The following is a 21,843-nucleotide window of genomic DNA, read 5'->3' as shown; positions in this document are numbered from 1 at the left end:
ATTTTCCCCAACCCCGCCCCTTCCCGAAAACTCGCTGGGCGCGAGGGCCTACCTGGGGCTCCGCCCGCCCCAGACCCCGTACAAGATGTCCTCAATCGCCGGACGGGCTGAGAATTCACCTCCGGCCCGGGGAGATCTTTCAGCCGTCCGGCGTTTGAGGACGCCCCGGCGCAGCCGGTTTTCGGGAAGGGGTGGGGTTGGGGAAAAATCAGGCCTGCAGCGCCCGCAGCTGGTCCAGGAACCACTGGGCCGGGGGAAGAGCCGTAGCCGCCGCAGCGAGCCGCTTGGTTCGTTCCGCCCGCTCCTCGAGCGGCATCATCAGCCCCGCGTACAGAGCCGAAGCAGTGCCCGTCACGTCATACGGGTTCACCACCACCGCATCCTCGCCCAACTCCTCACACGCCCCCGCCTCCCGCGAAAGCACCAGCACGCACCCCTCGTCGGAGACGACAGGCACCTCCTTGGCCACGAGGTTCATCCCGTCCCGGATGGGGTTCACCAGAGCCACGTCCGCCAAGCGGTACGCCGCAAGCGACCGCGCGAAGTCGTCCTTCACGTGCAGCACGACCGGGGTCCAACCCTCCACCCCGTACTCGGAGTTGATCTCGTCGGCGAGCGCCTGCACGGACGCCGTGTAGTCGCGGTACACCGCGAGGTCCTGCCGCGACGGGTAGGCGAAGGCCACGTGCACCACCCGCTCCCGCCACTCCGGCCGGGACGCGAGCAGCTCCCGGTACGCAAGGAGTCCCCGCACGATGTTCTTCGACAGCTCGGTCCGGTCGACGCGGACGATCACCTTCCGGTCGCCCCCGCCCCCCACCTGCTCCCGCAGCGCGACAAGACGCTCCTCCACATCCGCCCGCCGCGACCGCTCCCGCAGGAAATCCGCGTCGGCCCCGAGCCCGTGCACCCCGATCCGCGTCCCCGACGTACCGCCGAGGACCGCGACGCAGCACTCCGTGAACGCGTCCGCCCACCGACCCGTCAGGAACGCCGCACGGTCGGCCCCCAGGATGCCGCGGAGCAGTTGCTCCGCGACGTCGTCCGGCAGCATCCGGAAGTAGTCCACCGGCGCCCACGGCGTGTGCGAGAAGTGGCCGATGCGGAGGTCGGGGCGCAGTTCACGGAGCATCCCCGGCACCAGCGCCAGGTGGTAGTCCTGGACGAGGACCGCCGCGCCCGGCGCGGCGCTCTGGGCGAGCGCGTCGGCGAAGGCCCGGTTGTAGGTCTCGTACGACGCCCACTGCGCCCGGAACTCCGGTCCGAAGGCCGGTTCGAGCGGCGTCTGGTAGAGCATGTGGTGGACGAACCACAGCACCGAGTTCGCGATCCCGTTGTACGCGTCGGTGTGCACCCCCTCGTGCGAGCCGGCGTCGATGTCGAGCATCCGGACTCCGGGCTCGCCCACCCCGCGCCGCACGGCCTCCCGGTCGCCGTCCCCCAGCGCCGCGCAGACCCACAGGGCGGCGCCGGTCTCGGACTCGCCGATCGCGCTGAGCCCGGAGACGAGCCCTCCGCCGCCCCGCTTGGCCGTCAGTTCGCCGTTCTCCTCCAGGGCGTATGTGACGGGGCCGCGGTTGGACGCGACGAGGACCTGTGCGGCGGCGTGCTCGGAGACCATGTGCCGAACCTAGCCCTTCGGGGGAGAGCTCAAACGTACGGCCGGACCCGTTGCGGGCCCGGCCGTATACGTTCAGGTGCCTGCGTCCGTGCGTCTAGTCGCGCCTGCTCCTTGCCGCCGCCACCGCGAGCGCGCCCAGTGCGCACAGCGCGATCGCGAGGCCCGCGTACAGCATCGTGTCCGAGTTGCTGCCCGTCTCGGCCAGCTGCCCCGGACCGTCCGCGCGTCCCACGGGGCCGCTCCGCGGTTCCTGCGGGGCGGGCCGTGCCTGCACCCGCTGAGCGAGGACCGCCGAGGTGCACGGGTCGTCGCCGCCCGGGGCGGATCTGGGGCAGTTGCTGCCGGGTGCCGTCACGGTGCTGACCCTGACCTGGCCCGCCGTGCAGGAGACCTTCACCTGCTGGGTGACGGTGACCTCGCCGTGCGGGCGGACGTCGCCCTTCCAGACGTACTTCGAACCCTGCTCGGTGACCGTCCCGCTGCTCGCGACGGGCTTCGAGCCGGGCGTCACCTGCCAGGACGCGGTGGCTCCGGTGCGCGTGCTGCCCGAGGGGTTCTTGATGGTGATGGTGTTCTTGACGCTGCTGCACACCGGCGCGGCCCGCTGTGCGGGCACGTTGGTGATCTTGACCGGTGGCTGCTTCCGCTCTTTTTCCTTGGCCTCGCCGTCCGCGGCGGTGGCGCAGCGCGCCGCCCTGTCCGCGGGCGTCGTCGGGCAGCCCATGACCGTGTTGCCGGTGGTCCTGAAGTCGCCGTACGGCGATTCGTCGTAGCGCTTGGCGAAGGGCTCGATCACATCCGCGGCGGCGGGCACGGCCGCGGCGCCGAGCGCCCCGGCCGCGAGGCCTGCCGTGGCCATGGCCACGCCACCGATGCGTCGCGCGCTTCCCATTACCTGTCTGACCCACATAAGTGGGAAATGTAGACAAAACGCCCGGCCTTGGGTGGTTACGCCACGCGGCGGGCCGCGTACTCCGCGATGTCGGCCATCGGCGGCCGCTCCTCCGTGTCCACCGCATGGGTGCGCGGCTCGAACCCTTGCTCGCCCCGTTCGAACTGCGTGAGCTCGGGGCGTACGAGATGGCCGCGCGCGAGCCGCAGCTGCGCCGTCCGGTAGATCGCCGCGGCCATCCGGCCAAGGGCCTGCCCGTCCTGGTGCCGGTGCTTGCGCACACCGACGTCCACCTGCGCGAGCGCGTCCAGGCCCACGGTGTGCAGCGCGTCGACGAGCAGGCCCAGCTCCACTCCGTAGCCGACGGGGAACGGCAGCCGCTCCAGGAGGGACCTGCGCGCCGCGTACTCGCCGCCCAACGGCTGGACGAATCCGGCCAGTTGGGGCCAGTGCATATTGAGCAGCGGGCGCGCCATCAGCTCGGTGACCCGGCCGCCCTGACCTGCGGTCCCGGCCAGCGGGCGGTCGTACATCGCCTTCACGAAGGCCACGTCGGGCTCGGTCAGGAGCGGGCCCACGATCCCGGTGACGAAGTCCGCCGAGAACTCCTTCAGGTCCGCGTCGACGAACGCGACGATGTCACCGCCGGTCACCAGGAGCGAGCGCCACAGGACCTCGCCCTTGCCGGGCACCGCCGGGATGCGCGGCAGGATCTCGTCCCGGTGCACGACCCGGGCGCCTGCCTCCCGCGCCACCTCGGCCGTGCGGTCCTTCGAGCCGGAGTCGATCACCACGAGCTCGTCGACGAGCGAGGCCTTCTCGACCAGCTCACGGCGGATCTCGGCGACGATCTCGCCGACCGTCTCCTCCTCGTCGAGCGCGGGCAGGACGACACTCACCGAGGCCCCGGACGCTCGTTTGGCGGCGACGAGTGCGCTGAGCGGACGGTCGGCAACGGACCAGGAACGCCTGGTCAGCCAGCGCTCGGCCTCTTCCAGCACGGGTGGCTCCTCCTGTGTGTGGCCTACATGTGATCCATCTCGCGGTTCGGACGACTATCTCAAGGGTCCAGGCCGTCGGTTACAGTCTTGAACAACGCGGATGACCATCGCATGTCGGGGGTCATCGCGTAACAAATGCCCGGGGCCCATGAATCCCCGGCGCCATACCGCTCATCCAGAGGGGCAGAGGGATACGGCCCGTTGAAGCCCCGGCAACCATCCCGCCGACCGCGCACGCGAGGTCTCGGTGGGGAAGGTGCCAATTCCGTCTCGTGACGAGATGCGTCACGGGGAAGATGAGGAGAAAGGGCCTCGCCTCCATGGCTGCGCAGACTGTCGAAACGAACGACACCACCCCCTCCACCTCGGCTGCTGACCGGGGATCCGTGGACCTCGGCCCCGCATCGGGCCTCTCCTGCCGCGAGTGCGGCGAGCTCTACGCCCTTGGCCCGATCTTCGCCTGCGAGGCCTGTTTCGGCCCGCTCGAAGTCGCGTACGACCTGCCGACCGGTGACCCCGAGGCGCTGAGGAAGCAGATCGAGTCCGGCCCCGACAACATCTGGCGCTACGCGCCCCTGCTGCCCGTCCCGGCGGACGTGGCCGAGAAGCCGAACATCAACCCCGGCTGGACCAAGCTCGTCAAGGCCGACAACCTCGCCCGTGAACTCGGCGTCGAGCAGGGCAAGTTGTTCGTCAAGGACGACTCCGGCAACCCCACGCACTCCTTCAAGGACCGCGTCGTGGCGCAGGCCATCGAGGCGGCGCGTGCTTTTGGATTCACGACGTTGTCGTGCTCCTCCACCGGCAACCTCGCGGGCGCCGTCGGTGCCGCAGCCGCCCGCGCCGGCTTCCGCTCCTGCGTGTTCATCCCGCACGACCTGGAGCAGGGCAAGGTCGTCATGGCCGCGGTCTACGGCGGCGAGCTCGTCGGCATCGAGGGCAACTACGACGACGTGAACCGCTTCTGCTCCGAGCTCATCGGCGACCCGCTCGGCGAGGGCTGGGGCTTCGTGAACGTGAACCTGCGGCCGTACTACGGCGAGGGTTCCAAGACCCTCGCGTACGAGATCTGCGAGCAGCTGGGGTGGGTCCTTCCCGACCAGCTGGTCATCCCGATCGCATCGGGCTCGCAGCTCACGAAGATCGACAAGGGCCTGAAGGAGCTCATCAAGCTGGGTCTCGTCGAGGACAAGCCTTACAAGATCTTCGGCGCGCAGGCCGAGGGCTGCTCCCCGGTGTCGACCGCCTTCAAGGCGGGCCACGACGTCGTGCGCCCCCAGAAGCCGGACACCATCGCCAAGTCGCTCGCCATCGGCAACCCCGCCGACGGGCCGTACGTCCTGGACATCGCGCGCCGCACGGGCGGTGCGGTGGAGGACGTGAACGACGAGCAGGTCGTGGACGCGATCAAGCTGCTCGCCCGGAGTGAGGGGATCTTCGCGGAGACCGCCGGTGGTGTGACGGTCGGCGTCACCAAGAAGCTGATCGAGGCGGGGCTCATTGATCCCTCCCTCACCACGGTCGTGTTGAACACGGGTGACGGTCTCAAGACCCTGGACGCTGTTGCCGAGACGTCTCAGGCGACCGCGACCATTCGCCCCAGCCTGGATGCGTTCCGCGCCGCTGGGCTTGCAGGCTGAGCTTGCTCGTTTACCTGCGGACCGTTGTGGCTGGTCGCGCAGTTCCCCGCGCCCCTGAAGGGGCCCCACGCACCCCGAGGTGAATTCATGAGCGTCAACGTCCGCATTCCCACCATTCTTCGCACCTACACCGGCGGTCAGTCCGAGGTTGCCGCCGAGGGGGCGACCCTCTCCGAGGTCATCGCCGACCTGGAGGCCAAGCACGCCGGTATCGCGGCCCGTGTCCTGGACGACCAGGGCAAGCTGCGGCGCTTCGTGAACGTGTACGTGAACGACGACGACGTCCGCTTCGAGCAGGGTCTTGAGACCGCGACGCCGGACGGTGCCGGGGTGTCGATCATTCCCGCCGTCGCCGGTGGTTGATCCTTTAAAGAAACACCCTGCGTAATCATGATTGCCCCCTCCGCGAGAGAAGCGGAGGGGGCAATTCCATGTGGTTGAGCGCGGTACAGTTGGGAAGCGAGCTTCCCCGTTTGTGCCGAGCGCATATACGAAGTCGCCCTGAGGGCGACAAGAAGTAGCCAAAGTGCACTGCCCATTTGCCCCTCCCGTGGCATTTGTCTGGCCCGACTTGCCCTGAACTCCGGCGAATTCTCCGCATATTACCGATCAGGCGTGCCCAGAATTCTCGTCCGATTGACCTGTTGCAGAGGGCAGTTGGACAGATACATTCAGCCGCGGTCGACGCGTTCCGGCGCACGCCTCCACAACCCATTGGGGGGGTGAGGTCTGACCCGGGTCCGCGAAGTGCGGGTCCGTGCAAGGGCCAGTAATAGGGGAGTTAGGCATGGCTCAGGGCACCGTCAAGTGGTTCAACGCGGAGAAGGGGTACGGCTTCATCGCGGTCGACGGTGGTGCGGATGTTTTCGTCCACTACAGCGCGATTCAGATGGACGGCTACCGCACCCTTGAAGAAGGTCAGCGAGTGGAGTTCGAGATCTCGCAGGGCCAGAAGGGTCCGCAGGCGGACATGGTCAAGCTCGCCGTCTGATCTCGGCGCGATCGGCCAGCGACTTAGCGAGTGACGAGGGGCCCGTATCCCGACAGGGGTACGGGCCCCTCGTATGTCCGGCCGCATCCCGCCCCGTCCCGCCGCCCCGTCCCGCCGCATCGTCCCGTCGTGCGGGCCTGGGCGCGCGCCCCCTCGTGCGTCTGGGATCCGTGAGAGGCGCTTGCACTCGTAGGGGTCGAGTGCTAATCATTGGGCTTAGCACTCTCCCAGTGAGAGTGACAGAACTTGGATCGGGTCGGTGAGGCCCGCAGGCCGGGTGGGGCAAGGAACCACACGGTTTGCAGGCCGTCCGTCGCGGGCACTGGCGCGATCCGGAGCATGCCACCCCTGTCCGGGAGGACCACTTCACATGGCCAAGATCATCGCGTTCGACGAGGAGGCACGGCGCGGCCTCGAGCGCGGCATGAACCAGCTCGCCGACGCCGTCAAGGTGACCCTGGGCCCCAAGGGTCGCAACGTCGTCCTCGAGAAGAAGTGGGGTGCCCCCACGATCACCAACGATGGTGTTTCCATCGCCAAGGAGATCGAGCTCGAGGACCCGTACGAGAAGATCGGCGCCGAGCTGGTCAAGGAGGTCGCGAAGAAGACGGACGACGTCGCCGGTGACGGCACGACGACCGCGACCGTCCTGGCGCAGGCGCTGGTCCGCGAGGGCCTGCGCAACGTAGCCGCCGGTGCCAACCCGATGGCCCTCAAGCGTGGCATCGAGAAGGCCGTCGAGGCCGTCTCGGGCGCCCTGCTCGAGCAGGCCGTCGACGTGGAGACCAAGGAGCAGATCGCTTCCACGGCCTCCATCTCCGCCGCCGACACCCAGATCGGCGAGCTCATCGCCGAGGCGATGGACAAGGTCGGCAAGGAAGGCGTCATCACCGTCGAGGAGTCGCAGACCTTCGGGCTCGAGCTTGAGCTCACCGAGGGCATGCGCTTCGACAAGGGCTACATCTCGGCGTACTTCGCCACCGACATGGAGCGTATGGAGGCGTCGCTCGACGACCCGTACATCCTGATCGTCAACTCGAAGATCTCGAACGTGAAGGACCTCCTTCCGCTCCTCGAGAAGGTCATGCAGTCCGGCAAGCCGCTGCTGATCATCGCCGAGGACGTCGAGGGCGAGGCCCTGTCGACCCTGGTCGTCAACAAGATTCGTGGCACCTTCAAGTCCGTCGCCGTCAAGGCCCCGGGCTTCGGTGACCGCCGCAAGGCCATGCTCGGCGACATCGCCATCCTCACCGGTGGCACCGTCATCTCCGAGGAGGTCGGCCTCAAGCTGGAGAACGCCGGTCTCGACCTGCTCGGCCGTGCCCGCAAGGTCGTCATCACCAAGGACGAGACCACGATCGTCGACGGCTCCGGTGAGAGCGACCAGGTCCAGGGTCGCGTCAACCAGATCCGCGCCGAGATCGAGAACTCGGACAGCGACTACGACCGCGAGAAGCTGCAGGAGCGCCTGGCGAAGCTCGCCGGCGGTGTTGCGGTCATCAAGGCCGGTGCCGCGACCGAGGTCGAGCTCAAGGAGCGCAAGCACCGCATCGAGGACGCCGTTCGCAACGCGAAGGCGGCCGTCGAAGAGGGCATCGTCGCCGGTGGTGGCGTGGCCCTCATCCAGGCCGCCTCTGTCTTCGAGAAGCTTGAGCTCGAGGGCGACGAGGCCACCGGTGCCGCCGCTGTGAAGCTGGCCCTGGAGGCCCCGCTGAAGCAGATCGCGGTCAACGCCGGCCTCGAGGGTGGCGTCATCGTCGAGAAGGTGCGCAACCTGCCCATCGGCCACGGCCTGAACGCCGCGACCGGTGAGTACGTCGACATGATCGCCGAGGGCATCCTCGACCCGGCGAAGGTCACGCGCTCTGCCCTGCAGAACGCCGCGTCCATCGCCGCGCTGTTCCTCACCACCGAGGCCGTCATCGCCGACAAGCCGGAGAAGGCGGGCGCTGCCCCGGCCGGCGGCGGCATGCCGGGCGGTGACATGGACTTCTGATCGACCTCTGGTTGATCTACGTCCCGTACGTACCGAGGGCGGCACTCCTTCTCACGAAGGGGTGCCGCCCTCGGGCGTTTCCGGAGCGATGCGGGCGCTACGGCAGGCGGGCCATGATCCAGGTGCAGAGTTCCTCGGTGACGAGGGTGTGGCCCTCGTTGTGGGTGGAGCAGAGGTACTCGTCCAGGTCGCTGTCCTCGGAGTCCTCCGGGAACGGGTCGTACAGCTTCTCGTGGGTGTCGATGTCGCGCAGGGCGACCGCGCTGACGGCGGGCACGAAGCAGTGCTCGCGGATCTCGGCCTCCGAGCCGAGGCCGATGAACGCGGGGATCTTGTTCAGCTCGTCGGCGAGGATGCCGAAGCCCTCCAGGGTGCCGCCGGGTGCGCCGTCGATCTCGGGCATGCCCGAGGTGCGGATCTGCGGCTTGCGCAGGGTCACCACCCGTAGCTGCGCGACGAGTTGGTCATTGCCCGCGGGCTGCGTGTAGAGGTGGGTGCCGGTGATGGCCAGGCCCTTGCCGCGGAACGCCCGCTCGCCGGGGGCGATGCCGTTGCCCACGCCGCTGCGTACGCCGTTGGCGACGCCGATCTTCTTCGGCCGCATCGGCCAGCCGCCGACCCGCTCCAGCTCGGCGAGGAACTCGATGCGCTGCTTGTCGGTCTCGGGGGTGTCGTCCCATTCGGAGATGTGCTGCCACAGGAGCTGGCGCGCGGCCGGGCTGTTCATCTGGTTCGAGAAGGCGGCGTTGAGGCGCCGGATGTAGTGCGCGAAGGACTGCAGCGCGATCGGGATCCAGGCGCCGCGGTGCGGGCTGTCGAAGGAGAAGTAGAGCGCGGTCTGGTGGTCGATCTTCTCGTGCTCCATCTTGGCCAGCGCGTACCGCGCGACCAGACCGCCCATGCTGAACCCGCCGACGGTCAGCGGGTGGTCGCCGATACGCCGCGCGATCGCTTCCAGGACGGCGGACCTGACGACCTTGGCGTTGTCCAGGATCGAGGCGCTGCGCTCGTCGAAGCCGAGCAGGACGACGTCGTACCCGCGCTGCCGCAGCTCGCTGATGAACGGGTACGGCCCCCGCTCCAGGATCTCCCACGAGAAGTCCAGTTCACTGGGCCCGGTGTTGAAGCCGTCGCCGATGATCACCGGCTTGGCGAGCCCGTGCTTGGAGTTGGCGAGGTAGACCCAGGCCCTGCCTTCCGGCAGCGTCCACTCATCGTCAGGGGTGGGCGCCGCTTCGGGGATCTCCCGGGGGCCGGGCGCCAGCGTGATGTGGGCGGCGGCTCCGAAGGCCTCGGCGATCTGCTGTTCGTCGGCCTCGTTGGTTCCGTTGGGCTCGTTGGGCTCGGTCATGAAGGGTCCCCTCCGGTTGTGCGGTTTCGATGACGGCAGGTGCCATCCTCGATACGCGCGGTAGTCACCGGAAGGCGGCCGCCGGGATTCACCGGGCGAGCGGGGTCCTTTCGGACAGGGGAGCGGTGGCCGCTTTCGCCTGTGCCGTGCGGGGGTGAGCGCCCTCTGGCCGGGGCGAGGGGATGCGCGGTGTTACGGGTGTGCCGAGATGGTGCTCGACTCGGTCAGCTTCTGCTTGGTGGGGGTGGGGAAGTATGTCCCGAAGGTGACCCGGGGAGGGGCGCGTCAGGCATCGCGCCCGTCGCGCGGCGGGTCAGCGTTCGTAGTGGTACCGGCAGGAGGCGATACGGATCTCGTCCTCGACGATCTTGTAGATGAGGCGGTGCTCATCGGTGATGCGGCGGGACCAGTAGCCCTGGAAGCCGTGCTTCAGAGGCTCGGGTTTGCCGATGCCCTCGTTGCCGTTGCGTGCGATGTCCTGGAGGAGCGTATTGATCCGCTTGAGAACCCTGCGGTCCTGCGTCTGCCACCAGACGTAGTCCTGCCAGGGGGACTCGTCCCAGACGAACTTCATTCGGCGAGCTCCCTGACTGTGCCGCCACCGCTCTCCAAGCGGTCGATGGAGGCCAGCAGACGGCGGGCGTTCTCGGGGCTCCGCAGCAGGTAGGCCGTCTCCTTCAGGGACTCGTACTCCTCAAGCGCCACGATGACGACCGGCTCCCGGCCCGCGCGGGTCACTATGACTTCCTCGCGGTCGTCCGTGACGGCGTTGAGCGTCTCGGCGTACTTCGCTCGCGACTCCGTGTAGGTCATGGTGCGCATCGTGGCCTCCTCAGGACTGTACGACTTCCTGTACGTACAGGAAACTGTACGGGCTGGGCCTTGGATGGGCAATATGGAGGCGGGGGCGGGCCGGGATTCAACGCACCGGGAAGCCGAAGGTGTAGCCCTGGTTCTTGAGTCGGGGGAGGAGCGTGCGCAGGGACTCGACGGTCTGGGTGCGGTCGCCGCCCGCGTCGTGGAAGAGGAGCGTCGGGCCGTTGGGAAGCTCCCGCTCGACTGTGGCGACGATCGCGTCCGTGCCCGGGCGCTCGAAGTCCTTGGTGTCCACGTTCCAGCCCAGCGGGCGCATGCCCCGGTCTGCGGCGAGCTTGCGGCTGTAGGGGGTGAAGGCACCGCCGGGCGCGCGGTAGTACATCGGGCGTACGCCGCCGGACGCCTTGGTGATCATGCGTTCGGCGTCGAGGATCTGCTGGGACTGGTAGGACTCGGAGTCCTTGTCCATGCCGGTGTTGTGCGACACGGAGTGGTCGCACAGCCGGTGCCCGGCCGCGACCACCTTCTTCACCATGTCCGGGTGGGCCTCGGCCTGCGTCCCCACCATGCAGAACGTGGCCTTCACGTCGTACTCCCGCAGCACGGCGAGCACTTGAGGCGTCCACTTGGGGTCGGGGCCGTCGTCGATGGTGAGGTTGATGCCGCGCTCCCCGTCCTCCGAGGCGTGCGCGATGGTCGCCGCGACCGGCTTGACGGCACTGGGCTTCTTCGCCGCCGGTGAGGAGCCCTCCGAAGTACCGGCCTGGGCGCTCCACACCCCCGCACCGGTGGCGAGCATCGTCACCCCGAGCGCCGCCCCGATCAACTTCCCGTACCAGCCACGCCCGCCGCTGTGCCGCGCCATGTCCGCCCCTTTGCGTACAGTCCCTCGCCGATCCCTGGTCCCTTGCGACCACCTGGCAGGACGAGGCGTGGCGGCCGGAGGATGCACCGGGGGCGCGTCCGTTACCGATCAAGGACAATTCCGGGGGTGTCCGCGGACAACTCCCCGCGGGCGGGGTGTCCGTCCGTGAGCGGGGCGGTGTGCGGGGTTAGCGTCGGCGGCATGGACGGTGATCACCGACGTTGGCGCCAGTGTCTGCTCAGCGGGGCGGTGTTCGCCGTGTGCATGGCCGGCACCACACTGCCGACACCCCTCTACGGCCTCTACCAGGACAAGTTCGGGTTCTCCGAGCTGACGGTCACCGTCGTGTACGCCGTGTACGCCTTCGGGGTCATCGGCGTGCTGCTCCTGACGGGCAACGTCTCGGACGCCGTGGGCAGACGCCCGGTGCTGCTGTGGGGCCTGGGGTTCGCGGCGGCGAGCGCCGTCTGCTTCCTGTCCGCCGTCGGGATGGGCTGGTTGTACGCGGGGCGGCTGTTGTCGGGACTGTCCGCCGGACTGTTCACCGGGGCCGCCACGGCGTACGTGATGGACTCGGCGCCGTATGTCGGCGCCTCCCGGGCCACGTTCGTGGCGACAGCGGCCAACATGGGCGGCCTCGGCTGCGGTCCACTGCTCGCCGGTGTGCTCGCGCAGTACGCCGCCTGGCCGCTGTACCTGCCGTTCGCCGTGCACCTCGCACTGGTCGCAGCCTCGGCCGCCGTCCTGCTGCGGCTTCCGGAGACCGTACGGGAGCCGCGGCCGCTGAGTACGGTACGACCGCAGCGACCCGGGCTGCCCCCGCAGGTGCGGGCGGTGTTCGTGCCCGCGGGGATCGCCTCGTTCGTGGGGTTCGCATTGTTCGGGGTGTTCACGTCGGTCAGCCCGGCGTTCCTCGCGGAGTCCCTGAACGTGGACAACCACGCGGTGAGCGGTCTTGTCGTCGCGCTGGCCTTCTTCGCCTCGACCGCCGGGCAGTTGGCGACCGGCCGGGTCGGGGTGGGGCGATCACTGCCACTGGGGTGCGCCGGACTCCTCGTCGGCCTGGCGCTGCTCGCGGGCGCGCTGCGGTGGGACCTGCTGCCGCTGGTGGTGCTCAGCGCACTGGTCGGCGGGTGCGGGCAGGGTCTCGCGTTTCGCGGGGCGCTGTCCGCGGTGGCGGAGGCGTCTCCCGCGGACCGGCGCGCGGCGGTGATCTCGACGCTGTTCGTGGTGGCGTACACGGGCATCTCGCTGCCGGTCATCGGCGTGGGCGTACTGACGGGTCCGATCGGCCTGGAGGGCGCGGGCCTTGTGTTCATCGCGTGCATGGCGGTCCTGGTCTCGACCGCGGGCGTCTACCTGCTCCGGCGGCCGGTGCGGGCGAGGGCGTAGGCGTAGGCGCGTACGGACGGCGAAGGCGGCACCCCGTCGCGCAGGGTGCCGCCTTCGGGTGCCGCAGGGTCAGACCGCCGCCGGCGCCTTGGCCGGGTCCGCGGTCGTGGCGGGGGAACCCGCGACGACCTGCTCGTGGGCGGTCGTGTCGACGTTCAGTTCCGACATCATCTGCTTGCTGAAGCCGAAGAAGTACGTCGCGAAGAAGCCGACCACGTAGCCGACGAGCAGTCCGCCGCCGTAGATCGCGATCGTCAGGCCCAGGCCCTTGTTGCCGTCGAGGAGGGGGAACAGGGCCCAGCCCGACGGGCCGATCGCCGTGGAGCCGACCTTCTCGCCGATCATCGAGAAGAAGCCGATGAACGCGCCGCCCGCCGCGCCGCCCACGCACGCCGTGATGAAGGGGCGGCCAAGGGGGAGCGAGACGCCGTAGATCAGGGGCTCGCCCACGCCCAGGAAGCCTGCGGGGAGCGCGGACTTGATCGTCGTACGGATCGACGTGTTGTTCTTCAGGCGCTTGAACACCGCGATCGCACAGCCCACCTGGCCCGCGCCCGCCATCGCCAGGATGGGGAGCAGGACCGTGAAGCCCTGCTGTTCGATCAGCGTGGTGTGGATGGGGATCAGGGCCTGGTGCAGGCCCAGCATCACGAGGGGGAGGAACAGGCCGCCGAGGACCAGGCCCGCGAACGCGCCCGTGTTGTCCAGGAGCCAGTTCGCCGCCGTGCCGATGCCCGTCGAGACCTCGCCCGCAAGGAACATCAGGCCGAAGATCGTGACCAGGCCGGAGAGCAGGACCGTGATGGTGGGGGTGACGAGGACGTCCAGGGCCTCCGGGACCCAGCGCCTGCACCACTTCTCGATGTACGTCGCCAGGACCGCCGCGCCGAGCGCGCCAAGGACACCGCCCTGGCCCGGGGATAGCTTCTGGCCGAACGCCTCGATGTTCGCGACACCCGGGAACACGATGATCGCCGCGACCGCGCCGCCCAGGATCGGCGTACCGCCGAACTCCTTCGCCGTGTTGAAGCCCACGAACACCGCGATCAGCGCCATGAAGCCGGAGGCGATGGCGGCGAGCGCCGGGGTGATGCCCGGCAGCCACTCCAGGTTGATCAGGAGGCCGTTGATGCCCGCGATGATGCCGCAGCCGATCAGGGCCGGGATCAGCGGCACGAAGATGTTCGCGATGCGGCGCAGGAAGAGTTTGAAGGGGGTCGCGTTCTTCGCCTTCCTGGCCGCCTTGATCTCGGCACCCTGCGCCGCCAGCTCATCGGCGGTCAGGACGTGTTCGGGGGCCGCCGTCGGCGCCGCCGACCTGCCCTCCTCCACCAGTGCCTCGAACTCCGGCGTGACACGGGCGACCGTGCCGGGACCGAGCACGATCTGGTACGTGTCGTCCTCGACCACGCCCATCACGGCGGGCAGCGCCTTCAGGGCCTCGTCGTCGACCAGCGAGCGGTCGGCGAGGCTCAGGCGCAGGCGCGTCATGCAGTGGGCGATGGACGTGACGTTCTGGGCGCCGCCGACGAGGGGGAGGATCGCGGCGGCTGTGGCGCGGTTCTTGTCAGTTGCCATGGTGCGGGGTGCCTTGCTGTGTGCAGGGTGGCGCTGTTCTTCAGCGGCTGGGGTCAGGTGGTGCGAGGTGCGCGCGCGGAGTCGAGGGCGGCCCTGAGGTGGCCGTCCGATGAGGAGAGCAGTTCGGCGGCCGTGGGGCCGTCGACTCCGCCGAGGATGGTGAGGATGGCGTTCTTCACCTCCCCGTCGGTGGCGGCGAGTGCGGCCTCGATCTCCTCGTCGGACGCGCCGGTGGCGAGGGAGACGATCCGTCGCGAGCGGGCGCGCAGCTTCTCGTTCGAGGCGCGTACGTCCACCATCAGGTTTCCGTAGGTCTTGCCGAGGCGGATCATCGTGATCGTCGAGAGCATGTTGAGCACGAGCTTCTGGGCCGTGCCCGCCTTCAGACGGGTGGAGCCGGTGAGCAGCTCCGGGCCGACCACGACCTCGATGCCGTGGTCGGCGGCTGCCGCGAGCCCGCTGTCCGCGTTGCAGGAGAGACCGATGGTGAGCGCGCCCTTCCGCTTGGCGTGCTCCACCGCGCCGATCGCGTACGGGGTGCGGCCGGACGCGGAGACGCCGACGACCACGTCGTTCGCGGTCAGGCCGAGCCCGTCCAGGTCCTCGGCCGCGAACTCCTTGCTGTCCTCCGCGCCCTCGACCGCCGTGACCATGGCGCTCGGGCCGCCCGCGATGAGCCCCACGACCTCGGCCGGGTCGGTGTTGAACGTGGGCGGGCACTCGGAGGCGTCGAGCACTCCGAGGCGTCCCGCCGTTCCCGCGCCCGCGTAGATGAGCCGCCCGCCGCGGGCCATGCGCTCGGCGGTGCCGTCGATGGCGGCCGCGATCGCCGGGAGCTGCTCTGCGACGGCCGCCGACACGGTGGCGTCCTCGCCGTTCATGATCTTCGCGATCTCCAGCGTGGGCTGCCGGTCGATCTCGGAGAGCTCGGGCCGGAACGCCTCGGTGGTGAGGGTGTCCAGCTGGGCGCGGAGTTCGCCGTATGTCTCGCCGTCACCAGGGGCGGGGGAGGGGGTGGCGTCGGTCGTGGAGGTCATGAGGTGCGGCTCTTTCGTGTGCGGCGGGGGTGGCGGGTGCGGGCGTGCGGGGTGGGGCTCAGCGGCTGCCGCCGCGCGGGCTGTGCCGGTGCGCGAGTGCTTCGTACGAGGCGGCCAGGGCGGGGGCCGCGGTCTCGTACGTCCGCTGGGCGACGCCCACGAACAGGCAGTCCACGACGAGCAGCTGGCTCGTGCGGGACGACATCGCGGCGGGCCTGAGCTCGCTCTCGCGCGCGGTGGAGGTGGTCAGTATGTGATCCGCGTACTGCGATACGGGGCTGCCGGGCCGTCCGGTGATCGCGATGGTCGTCGCGCCGCGCTCGAAGGCGACCCGCAGCGGCTCGATGACGTCACCCGTCGACCCGGAGTGCGTGATCGCGATGGCCACGTCCTTGGACTGCAGGGTGACGGCGTTCGTGACGGCCAGGTGCGGGTCGGAGTGCGCGAAGGCGATGTGGCCGATGCGCAGCAGCTTCTGCGCGAGGTCCTGGGCGACGAGCCCGGACGCGGCGACGCCGTAGATCTCGACGCGGGGTGCGACGGCGAGCGCGGCGACGGCGGCGCCGAGCTGGACGGTGTCGAGGCCGCCCGCGGTGTCGGCGAGGGTCTGCTGCTCGTCGTACGCGAGCTTCGCCACGACGTCCGCGATCGGGTCGTCGACGGCGATGTCGGCGGTGACGGCGGGCGCGCGGCCCGACTGCTGCTGGGCGGCGAGTCCGGCGAGGGCGAGCCGCAGGTCGCGGTAGCCGGGGTAGCCGAGGAGGCGGGCCGTGCGGACCACCGTGGCCTCGCTGGTGCCGGTGAGTTCGGCGAGGCCGGTGACCGTGAGGGCGGCGCATCCCGCGGGGTCGCCGGCGACGGCTTCGGCGACCAGCTGCATGGAGCGGGTCATGGACGGCGCGAGGGTCCGCACCTTGGCCGCGAGGGCGGCGGGGGCGGGGGGCGCCGCGCCCGCGAAAATTTCCTTCACGTTATTGGTCACGCTTGAAAGATATTTTCGGAGGCGGGGCGGGTCAAGAGTCCCTTGGTCCCGAATTGGTCGCGGAGAGGCCGCGGAGAGGTCGCGGAGGGAGCGGACCTGCGGGTTGCGCGTGAGGGGGACAATGGCTGCATGGATGCGATCGACCCTCTGGAGCAGGCGCTGCACGCCGCTCGTGCACTTGTCCTGGCCGACCTCGTGGCGCGCGAGGTCGCCCAGGCCGAGGTCGTTTCGCTGGTCGAGGAGTCGGTGGCGCACCGCCGCTGGTGGGTCGAGCAGTGGCCCGAGGGCGTCGAGTACGTCGCGGGTCTCGTCGCCCAGGACGTCCAGGACGCGCTCCTGGAGCGCTACGGCCGCTGGCCGCTGTGCCCGGTCTGCGGCACGGGCGACCCGCACGCCCTGGACGTGGAACCGGAGCTGGGCCCCGATCCGCACTGGGTGTGCGGCAAGGCGGGCGTCGTCGTGGCCCCGGTGGGCGGGCTGACGTGACGGGCTCGCACGGGCAGCGGCGGGGTGGCCGGGCATGACGGTCTACATCGACCCGCCGACCTGGCCGGGCCACGGCCGCATGTGGTCGCACCTGGTCAGCGACGTCTCGTACGAGGAACTGCACGCGTTCGCGGCGGGCATCGGCGCCCCCGCGCGCGCCTTCGAGCGCGACCACTACGACCTGCCCTCGCACCGCTACGAGGACGCGGTGCGCGCCGGGGCGGTCGAGATCGGCTCCAAGGAGCTGGTGCGCAGGCTTACGGATGCGGGGCTTCGGAGGCCGAAGGGCAGGCCTGCGTAATGCGGGCCTGCGTAATGCGGGGCTGCGTGATGCGGGCCTGCGTAATGCGGGCCTGCCCGCCTAGGGTGTCCGCATGATCACGGTTCATCTGAAGTACGAGATCGATCCTGACCTCATCGACGACTTCGAGGAGTACGGCCGCCGCTGGGTCGTCCTGGTCAACCGCTTCGGCGGCGACCACCACGGCTACTTCCTGCCCAGCGAGGGCGACAGCGACATCGCGTACGCCCTCTTCTCCTTCCCGAGCCTCGCCGCGTACGAGCAGTACCGCACCGACAGCGTGACCGACCCCGAGTGCCAGGAGGCCTGGGAGCTGGCGCGCCGGACGCGGTGCATCCGGCGGTACGAGCGGCGGTTTCTACGGCCCTTGGAGTGAGGGCGCCTGGCGGGCGGCTTCGGCTTGGACTTGGACTTGGACTTTGGCTTGGGCATGGGCTTCGACTTCGGCTTCGGCTGAAGAGGCGGTGACCACGCGGCTCGGTGTCCTGCGGTGCAGCCGCAGCGACGCCGCGACCGCGCCGATCGCCACCGCCGTCATCGCCGCGCCCGCCCACGCCGTCGACGCGTAGCCCAGGTCGAGGTCGATGACCGTGCCGCCGAGCCAGGGGCCGCCCGTGTTGCCCAGGTTGAACGCGGCCGTGGTGGTCGCGCCCGCGAGGGTGGGGGCGGCGCCCGCGACGTTGAACATGCGGGCGTTGAGGGCCGGTGCGGTGTAGAAGGCGGAGACGCCGAGGAGGAAGGACAGGGCGATCGCCACGGGCGCCGTACCGGCGAAGAGGGCGAGGGCCACGAGGAAGAGCGTCGATGCCGCGATGCCGCTCAGCATGACGCCGAAGAGGTGGGCGTCCGCGATGCGGCCGCCGATCGCCGTGCCGATGAGCGCGCCCGCCCCGAAGAGGCCGAGGACGGTCGGGACCCAGCCCTTGTCGAGGCCTGCGACGTCCGTCAGGAGCGGCGAGAGGTACGAGAACGCGCTGAAGACGCCGCCTGCCGCGAGCGCGGTGATCGTGATGGAGAGCCAGACCTGCCGGTCGCGGTAGATGGCCAACTCCCGCTTCAGGCGCGGCTTCTCGGCCGGTAGCGGGATGCGCGGGATGAGCGTGAGTACGCCGACGAGGGCGATCGCGGAGGCGGCCCCCACCGCCCAGAAGGCCGACCGCCAGCCGAAGTTGTCGCCGAGGAACGCGCCTGCGGGGACGCCGAGTACGTTCGCGATGGAGAGGCCGCCGATCATCACGGCCATGGCGCGGGCGCGCTGGTTGACCGGCACCATCGCGATGGCGACGGCCGCGCCGACCGCCCAGAACCCGGCGCAGGCGAACGCGCTGACGACGCGGGACGCGAAGAGGATCTCGTACGTGGGCGCGAGGGCGCCGGCGACCTGGCCCAGGCCGAAGACCGTGATGAGGGTGATGAGGGTCGTGCGGCGGGGGAGGCGGAGGGTGGCTACGGCGAGGAGCGGGGCGCCTACGACCATGCCGATGGCGAAGGCGGAGATGAGGAGGCCTGCGCGGGGGATGGAGACGTCCATGTCGTCCGCGATGGGGGGCAGGAGCCCCGAGAGCATGAACTCGCTCGTGCCGAGCGCGAAGACGGCCAGGCCGAGGATGTAGACGGCTATGGGCATGCGGGTCCCTGGCCTGGGGGCCTTGGGGTCAGCTGTCGGCATAACCGTGGTCAACGCTGGGGTGGCGCTTGGCATTCCTGGTGGTGCGGGGTCGCTCCGCGGGGTGGGTGCGGTGCCGCGCCGGTATGTCCGTCCTCGCTATCGTCCGGTGGCCGCGGGGCTGCTTCGGCACCGGAGTCCTGCGAACTGTGCTCCGGGCGGACATACCGCCACGTCCCCTCGGGTGCGTTGCCGTCTGCGGCGAGGGTCTGTCTGTGGGTGCGGTGCCGCGCCGGTATGTCCGTCCTCGCTATCGTCCGGTGACCGCCGGGCTGCTTCGGCTCCGGAGCGCCGGGAGCCGTGCTCCGGGCGGACATACCGGCACGTCCCCTCGCGTGCGTCGCCGACTGCGGATGAGTCGTGGGTCCGCTTTCTATGGCTGGCGGAACATCGCAACCTGCCGACGTACACGGCCCACCCACCCACTTAGGCACGGCCCACCCACCCACCCACCTATGCACGGCCCACCCACCCAGGCTTGAACGTCCTCCCCTCCCACCCCACGATGCAGATGCCCCACCCCCCCCACTCCCTTACGCGCCCCCTGGCACCGCGGGGCAATCGGGCGGGTGGGCGGGAAAGCTTGTTCGTTCAGGGGAGGATGCGGGGTGATCGGGCGGGTGGGTGGGAAAGGTCTGTTCGGGCAGTGGTGGTTCAGGTTTAGGCGTGGCGCTGGTAGGCGTGGAGGTTTTCGCGGTCCGAGGTTCGGGTGTAGCCCGCTCGGGTCACCACTGCCTGGGAGGCCACGTTCTCGGGTTCGATGACGGCCAGCAGCGTCGTGAGCTCGGGGTGGGCCAGCGCACGGTCGGAGAGGGAACGGAGCGCCTCCGAGGCGTAGCCCCGGCCCCGCGCCGCGGGCACCAGGTCGTAGCCGACCTCCGCCACGCCCTCCTCGTCCGGCGGCCCGTGGAAGCCCATTCCGCCGACGGCGACCTCGTCCTCCGTGCGGACCAGGGCGAACATCCCCCACTCGGGCCGGTGCACCCCGGACGCGTACGCCTTCGTCACCATCTCCGCCGCCGTCCGCGTCCCGTCGAAGGGCCCGCCGTCGATCCACGTCAGGCCCCCCGTGCCGCCCGCGGCGAGATCGGCCGCCGCCGCGGGGGACACCTCCCGCAGGACGATCCGCCCTGCGGGAATCTCCAGGGCGTTGTGCCAGCGCCACCGGTCACGCTTCGGCCGCCCCGGCAGGGTGCCGCGGCCCGTGGCCCAGAGCAGCGTCGCCCACTGGTCGGCGGGCGTACGCGCGGGCGGGACCTGCGGGAAGATCCGGGCGAGCACCGCCTCGCACAGCTCGGCGGGCGGCGTAGCGTCCGCCCCGAGCGCCTGCGCGATGTCGTACGTGTGGAGCAGCACCTCCGCGACGCCCATCGCCGCGAAGCCCACCGCGTCCGCGCTGCGGTACGGGTAGGGGTGGAAGGCCCTGACCCCCGGCGGCGTGGTCCGCACCACCGCCGAGAGCAGGCCGCCGGTCGACTCGATGACACGGATCGCGTCGTCGGGGCCCGATCCCTCGTCGAAGGTGATCTCGAAGGGGACCCACGCGTCGGGGGCGCGGCCCGTCAGCTGGCCCGCGTACGAGACGAAGTCGCACGCGATGTGCTCGGCCGTCTCCAGGCAGCTCCAGTCGAGGCCGCCCGCCTTGACGCTCCAGTCGAGCCCCACCACCGTGCGCAGCACCTTCGCCGCGTGCGCGACGGCCTGGTCCACCTGGTCCCCACCCATGGAAAGCATGGGCCGAGCGTACGGGAGCCTCAGGAGCTCAGCAGGTCCATTTCCGTCGCCAGGTTCGCGCGCGCCGGGCCCTCCCACTGGGCCACGCCGTACGGAGTGCGGAACAGCCTTGGCAGCGCCAGGAGTTGGCGGAGCACCGCCGCCCGGCCCGCGCGGAAGTCCTCGTCGGGCACGAAGGCGTACTCCTCGCGGACGGCGGCGGCGTACGCGGCGTACGCGTCCGGGGCGGCGGCAAGGATCGCCAGGTCGGCGTCGCACAGCGTCTCGCCGTTGAGGTCGCCGTCGGCGGGGTCGTGGGTGACGGTGAGGCGGACAAGGCGGGCCACCTCGGCGGTCCGACCGGGGCTCAACCCGGCCTCGGGCAGGGCGCGTTCGGCGAGGCGGGCGCTGCGCTCCTCGTTCTCGGAGCGGTCGGGCGCGTACACCGCGTCGTGGAACCACGCCGCGAGCCGGACGAGTTCGGGGTCGTCCGCGTGTTCTTCCAGTACGTCGATGTGGTCGAGGACCGCCGCCAGGTGGGCGGTGGTGTGGTAGCGCCGCTGCGGCTCGGCCCAGCGGGTGAGCAGGTCGTCGGCGTAGCGGTCCGGGTCGATGGCGCACTCGTCCGTGTCCAGTGCCCTCAGCACCGTGGTGCGCCAGCGGCTGCGCAGCTCGTGGTTCTCGTCGTCGGCCATGGGGTGACCTTAACGGGTTGGTACCCCATGGGGGTATGGAGTGGTGGCGTTGACCGTTGCCATGTGCGGCCGACGACGGTTGGCTTGTCGTCCATGAGCGATGCGACGAGGACGACCGACGAGACGTACGACCCCGAGCGCCCCGGGCGGCTGCTCCAAAGTGAACGCGACGCGCTGATCCCGCTGTTGCGGGAGGCACCCGACGACGCGTACGCCGTCCGGACCTGTTGTCCGGGCTGGACCGTGCGCCATGTGCTCGCGCACTGCGGCTCGGCGCTGATGCGCGTGGTGGAGAGCCGCTTCGAGAAGGGCGTGTACTCGCCGGAGAGCAACGACCGTGACATCGCCGAGCGCGCCGACTGGTCCAACTCCCGTGTGGTGGACGAGCTGGAGCGCGGCATGACGGAGGCGGGCCCGTTCATCGCCAAGGCCAAGGGGCGCCTCGACGGGGTCGCGCTCGGCGAGTGGGTCCACGCGGGCGATGTCCGCGAGGCGTGGGGCAGGCCCGGGGCCTATGGCGGTCCCGGGCTCCCCGACGCGCTGCTGCTGCTCGCGGCGCGCAGCAAGGTGGTGAACTCGGTGCCGCTGCACGCGGACATCGACGGGCGGGACGAGCCGTTGCTCCTCGGCACGGGCGACGGCACAAGCCCTCCGGCCCGCTACATCGGCGACGCGCCGACCCTGATCCGCCTCTATGTCGGGCGCCCGTTGACGGGCACGCGGTACGAGCTGGCGGGAGTGAAGGAGAGCGAGCTCTCGTCGATCCTCGACTGAGGCGGGCGTACGGCCGACAGGGGCTCCGGAGGCCGAGCCACGCGCT

General features: G+C 70.2%; 22 protein-coding genes and 1 riboswitch. Of the genes, 9 read left to right on the top strand and 13 right to left on the bottom strand.

Annotation, left to right across the window (positions count from 1 at the left end):
- Positions 1–208: 208 nt before the first annotated feature.
- The 3 genes from ABD378_RS13065 to ABD378_RS13055 all read right to left on the bottom strand — a co-directional run bounded on the left by ABD378_RS13065 (position 209) and on the right by ABD378_RS13055 (position 3,514).
- The gene (locus ABD378_RS13065) at positions 209–1,621 is read right to left on the bottom strand and encodes an alpha,alpha-trehalose-phosphate synthase (UDP-forming) (protein WP_344520854.1); all 1,413 of its coding nucleotides are present in this window, start codon (positions 1,619–1,621) and stop codon (positions 209–211) included.
- A 94-nt stretch (positions 1,622–1,715) separates the two neighbouring features.
- Positions 1,716–2,480, bottom strand: coding sequence for an LAETG motif-containing sortase-dependent surface protein (locus ABD378_RS13060; protein WP_344520853.1), 765 nt, complete (start codon positions 2,478–2,480; stop codon positions 1,716–1,718).
- Between the two features lie 89 nt (positions 2,481–2,569).
- Positions 2,570–3,514 (bottom strand): glucosyl-3-phosphoglycerate synthase, encoded by a 945-nt coding sequence (locus ABD378_RS13055; protein WP_344520852.1) that lies wholly within the window; start codon positions 3,512–3,514, stop codon positions 2,570–2,572.
- A 168-nt stretch (positions 3,515–3,682) separates the two neighbouring features.
- Positions 3,683–3,817: riboswitch (SAM riboswitch) on the top strand.
- 17 nt (positions 3,818–3,834) lie between these two features.
- Between ABD378_RS13055 and thrC the strand changes: the two genes are divergently transcribed.
- The 4 genes from thrC to groL all read left to right on the top strand — a co-directional run bounded on the left by thrC (position 3,835) and on the right by groL (position 8,141).
- A complete protein-coding gene (gene thrC, locus ABD378_RS13050; RefSeq protein WP_425583834.1) occupies positions 3,835–5,154 on the top strand; it encodes a threonine synthase in 1,320 nt (439 codons plus the stop codon).
- Between the two features lie 87 nt (positions 5,155–5,241).
- On the top strand, positions 5,242–5,517 hold the full coding sequence (locus tag ABD378_RS13045; protein WP_344520850.1) for a MoaD/ThiS family protein: 276 nt from the start codon (positions 5,242–5,244) through the stop codon (positions 5,515–5,517).
- Between the two features lie 424 nt (positions 5,518–5,941).
- A complete protein-coding gene (locus ABD378_RS13040) occupies positions 5,942–6,145 on the top strand; it encodes a cold-shock protein (protein ID WP_005315736.1) in 204 nt (67 codons plus the stop codon).
- Positions 6,146–6,515: 370 nt separating this feature from the next.
- Complete coding sequence (groL, locus tag ABD378_RS13035; protein ID WP_344520848.1) at positions 6,516–8,141, top strand: chaperonin GroEL; 1,626 nt, start codon at positions 6,516–6,518, stop codon at positions 8,139–8,141.
- A 97-nt stretch (positions 8,142–8,238) separates the two neighbouring features.
- On the opposite strand, the gene ABD378_RS13030 is transcribed toward groL, so the two are convergent.
- The 4 genes from ABD378_RS13030 to ABD378_RS13015 form a co-directional block, all read right to left on the bottom strand.
- Positions 8,239–9,492, bottom strand: coding sequence for an esterase/lipase family protein (locus ABD378_RS13030; RefSeq protein WP_344520847.1), 1,254 nt, complete (start codon positions 9,490–9,492; stop codon positions 8,239–8,241).
- A gap of 313 nt (positions 9,493–9,805) precedes the next feature.
- Entirely contained in the window at positions 9,806–10,066 is a 261-nt protein-coding gene (locus ABD378_RS13025) for a Txe/YoeB family addiction module toxin (protein WP_160505759.1), read from the bottom strand.
- Complete coding sequence (locus tag ABD378_RS13020) at positions 10,063–10,314, bottom strand: type II toxin-antitoxin system Phd/YefM family antitoxin (protein WP_344520846.1); 252 nt, start codon at positions 10,312–10,314, stop codon at positions 10,063–10,065. The genes ABD378_RS13025 and ABD378_RS13020 overlap by 4 nt, the downstream gene beginning before the upstream one ends.
- Before the next feature lie 97 nt (positions 10,315–10,411).
- The gene (locus ABD378_RS13015; RefSeq protein ID WP_344520844.1) at positions 10,412–11,173 is read right to left on the bottom strand and encodes a polysaccharide deacetylase family protein; all 762 of its coding nucleotides are present in this window, start codon (positions 11,171–11,173) and stop codon (positions 10,412–10,414) included.
- Between the two features lie 201 nt (positions 11,174–11,374).
- On the opposite strand from ABD378_RS13015, the gene ABD378_RS13010 reads away from it, so the two are divergent.
- The gene (locus ABD378_RS13010; RefSeq protein ID WP_344520843.1) at positions 11,375–12,565 is read left to right on the top strand and encodes an MFS transporter; all 1,191 of its coding nucleotides are present in this window, start codon (positions 11,375–11,377) and stop codon (positions 12,563–12,565) included.
- 69 nt (positions 12,566–12,634) lie between these two features.
- Here the strand turns inward: ABD378_RS13010 and ABD378_RS13005 are convergent, their stop codons facing one another.
- The 3 genes from ABD378_RS13005 to ABD378_RS12995 are packed head-to-tail and all read right to left on the bottom strand — an operon-like array spanning position 12,635 to position 16,162.
- Positions 12,635–14,143: a PTS transporter subunit EIIC gene (locus ABD378_RS13005; RefSeq protein WP_344520842.1), complete on the bottom strand. Its 1,509-nt coding sequence runs from the start codon at positions 14,141–14,143 to the stop codon at positions 12,635–12,637.
- Between the two features lie 53 nt (positions 14,144–14,196).
- A complete protein-coding gene (gene murQ / locus ABD378_RS13000) occupies positions 14,197–15,180 on the bottom strand; it encodes an N-acetylmuramic acid 6-phosphate etherase (RefSeq protein ID WP_344520841.1) in 984 nt (327 codons plus the stop codon).
- A gap of 58 nt (positions 15,181–15,238) precedes the next feature.
- Positions 15,239–16,162 carry a MurR/RpiR family transcriptional regulator gene (locus ABD378_RS12995; RefSeq protein WP_344520840.1) on the bottom strand — a complete coding sequence of 308 codons (924 nt, stop codon included), beginning with the start codon at positions 16,160–16,162 and terminating at the stop codon, positions 15,239–15,241.
- 129 nt (positions 16,163–16,291) lie between these two features.
- On the opposite strand from ABD378_RS12995, the gene ABD378_RS12990 reads away from it, so the two are divergent.
- The 3 genes from ABD378_RS12990 to ABD378_RS12980 all read left to right on the top strand — a co-directional run bounded on the left by ABD378_RS12990 (position 16,292) and on the right by ABD378_RS12980 (position 17,325).
- Positions 16,292–16,648, top strand: coding sequence for a hypothetical protein (locus ABD378_RS12990; RefSeq protein WP_344520839.1), 357 nt, complete (start codon positions 16,292–16,294; stop codon positions 16,646–16,648).
- A 34-nt stretch (positions 16,649–16,682) separates the two neighbouring features.
- The gene (locus tag ABD378_RS12985; protein WP_344520838.1) at positions 16,683–16,949 is read left to right on the top strand and encodes a DUF4031 domain-containing protein; all 267 of its coding nucleotides are present in this window, start codon (positions 16,683–16,685) and stop codon (positions 16,947–16,949) included.
- Between the two features lie 73 nt (positions 16,950–17,022).
- Entirely contained in the window at positions 17,023–17,325 is a 303-nt protein-coding gene (locus ABD378_RS12980; RefSeq protein WP_344520837.1) for an NIPSNAP family protein, read from the top strand.
- Here ABD378_RS12980 and ABD378_RS12975 read toward each other — a convergent pair.
- From ABD378_RS12975 to ABD378_RS12965, 3 genes are all read right to left on the bottom strand, one after another.
- On the bottom strand, positions 17,308–18,576 hold the full coding sequence (locus ABD378_RS12975) for a Cmx/CmrA family chloramphenicol efflux MFS transporter (RefSeq protein WP_344520836.1): 1,269 nt from the start codon (positions 18,574–18,576) through the stop codon (positions 17,308–17,310). The genes ABD378_RS12980 and ABD378_RS12975 overlap by 18 nt on opposite strands.
- A 699-nt stretch (positions 18,577–19,275) precedes the next feature.
- A complete protein-coding gene (locus ABD378_RS12970; RefSeq protein WP_344520835.1) occupies positions 19,276–20,349 on the bottom strand; it encodes a GNAT family N-acetyltransferase in 1,074 nt (357 codons plus the stop codon).
- A 20-nt stretch (positions 20,350–20,369) separates the two neighbouring features.
- Positions 20,370–21,023: an HD domain-containing protein gene (locus ABD378_RS12965; RefSeq protein ID WP_344520834.1), complete on the bottom strand. Its 654-nt coding sequence runs from the start codon at positions 21,021–21,023 to the stop codon at positions 20,370–20,372.
- 93 nt (positions 21,024–21,116) lie between these two features.
- Between ABD378_RS12965 and ABD378_RS12960 the strand changes: the two genes are divergently transcribed.
- Positions 21,117–21,797: a maleylpyruvate isomerase family mycothiol-dependent enzyme gene (locus tag ABD378_RS12960; RefSeq protein WP_344520833.1), complete on the top strand. Its 681-nt coding sequence runs from the start codon at positions 21,117–21,119 to the stop codon at positions 21,795–21,797.
- Positions 21,798–21,843: the final 46 nt, after the last annotated feature.

This window comes from Streptomyces rectiviolaceus, from assembly GCF_039533825.1.
GTDB classification, from domain to species: domain Bacteria; phylum Actinomycetota; class Actinomycetes; order Streptomycetales; family Streptomycetaceae; genus Streptomyces; species Streptomyces rectiviolaceus.
This window is presented reverse-complemented; position numbering and strand designations above follow the sequence as displayed.

Coding starts and splice junctions, on each gene's coding strand:
- ABD378_RS13065 (WP_344520854.1), bottom strand. CDS start 1,621: ATGGTCTCCGAGCACGCCGCCGCACAGGTCCTCGTCGCGTCCAACCGC.
- ABD378_RS13060 (WP_344520853.1), bottom strand. CDS start 2,480: ATGGCCACGGCAGGCCTCGCGGCCGGGGCGCTCGGCGCCGCGGCCGTG.
- thrC (WP_425583834.1), top strand. CDS start 3,835: ATGGCTGCGCAGACTGTCGAAACGAACGACACCACCCCCTCCACCTCG.
- ABD378_RS13045 (WP_344520850.1), top strand. CDS start 5,242: ATGAGCGTCAACGTCCGCATTCCCACCATTCTTCGCACCTACACCGGC.
- ABD378_RS13040 (WP_005315736.1), top strand. CDS start 5,942: ATGGCTCAGGGCACCGTCAAGTGGTTCAACGCGGAGAAGGGGTACGGC.
- groL (WP_344520848.1), top strand. CDS start 6,516: ATGGCCAAGATCATCGCGTTCGACGAGGAGGCACGGCGCGGCCTCGAG.
- ABD378_RS13030 (WP_344520847.1), bottom strand. CDS start 9,492: ATGACCGAGCCCAACGAGCCCAACGGAACCAACGAGGCCGACGAACAG.
- ABD378_RS13025 (WP_160505759.1), bottom strand. CDS start 10,066: ATGAAGTTCGTCTGGGACGAGTCCCCCTGGCAGGACTACGTCTGGTGG.
- ABD378_RS13020 (WP_344520846.1), bottom strand. CDS start 10,314: ATGCGCACCATGACCTACACGGAGTCGCGAGCGAAGTACGCCGAGACG.
- ABD378_RS13015 (WP_344520844.1), bottom strand. CDS start 11,173: ATGGCGCGGCACAGCGGCGGGCGTGGCTGGTACGGGAAGTTGATCGGG.
- ABD378_RS13010 (WP_344520843.1), top strand. CDS start 11,375: ATGGACGGTGATCACCGACGTTGGCGCCAGTGTCTGCTCAGCGGGGCG.
- ABD378_RS13005 (WP_344520842.1), bottom strand. CDS start 14,143: ATGGCAACTGACAAGAACCGCGCCACAGCCGCCGCGATCCTCCCCCTC.
- murQ (WP_344520841.1), bottom strand. CDS start 15,180: ATGACCTCCACGACCGACGCCACCCCCTCCCCCGCCCCTGGTGACGGC.
- ABD378_RS12990 (WP_344520839.1), top strand. CDS start 16,292: ATGGATGCGATCGACCCTCTGGAGCAGGCGCTGCACGCCGCTCGTGCA.
- ABD378_RS12985 (WP_344520838.1), top strand. CDS start 16,683: ATGACGGTCTACATCGACCCGCCGACCTGGCCGGGCCACGGCCGCATG.
- ABD378_RS12980 (WP_344520837.1), top strand. CDS start 17,023: ATGATCACGGTTCATCTGAAGTACGAGATCGATCCTGACCTCATCGAC.
- ABD378_RS12975 (WP_344520836.1), bottom strand. CDS start 18,576: ATGCCCATAGCCGTCTACATCCTCGGCCTGGCCGTCTTCGCGCTCGGC.
- ABD378_RS12970 (WP_344520835.1), bottom strand. CDS start 20,349: ATGCTTTCCATGGGTGGGGACCAGGTGGACCAGGCCGTCGCGCACGCG.
- ABD378_RS12965 (WP_344520834.1), bottom strand. CDS start 21,023: ATGGCCGACGACGAGAACCACGAGCTGCGCAGCCGCTGGCGCACCACG.
- ABD378_RS12960 (WP_344520833.1), top strand. CDS start 21,117: ATGAGCGATGCGACGAGGACGACCGACGAGACGTACGACCCCGAGCGC.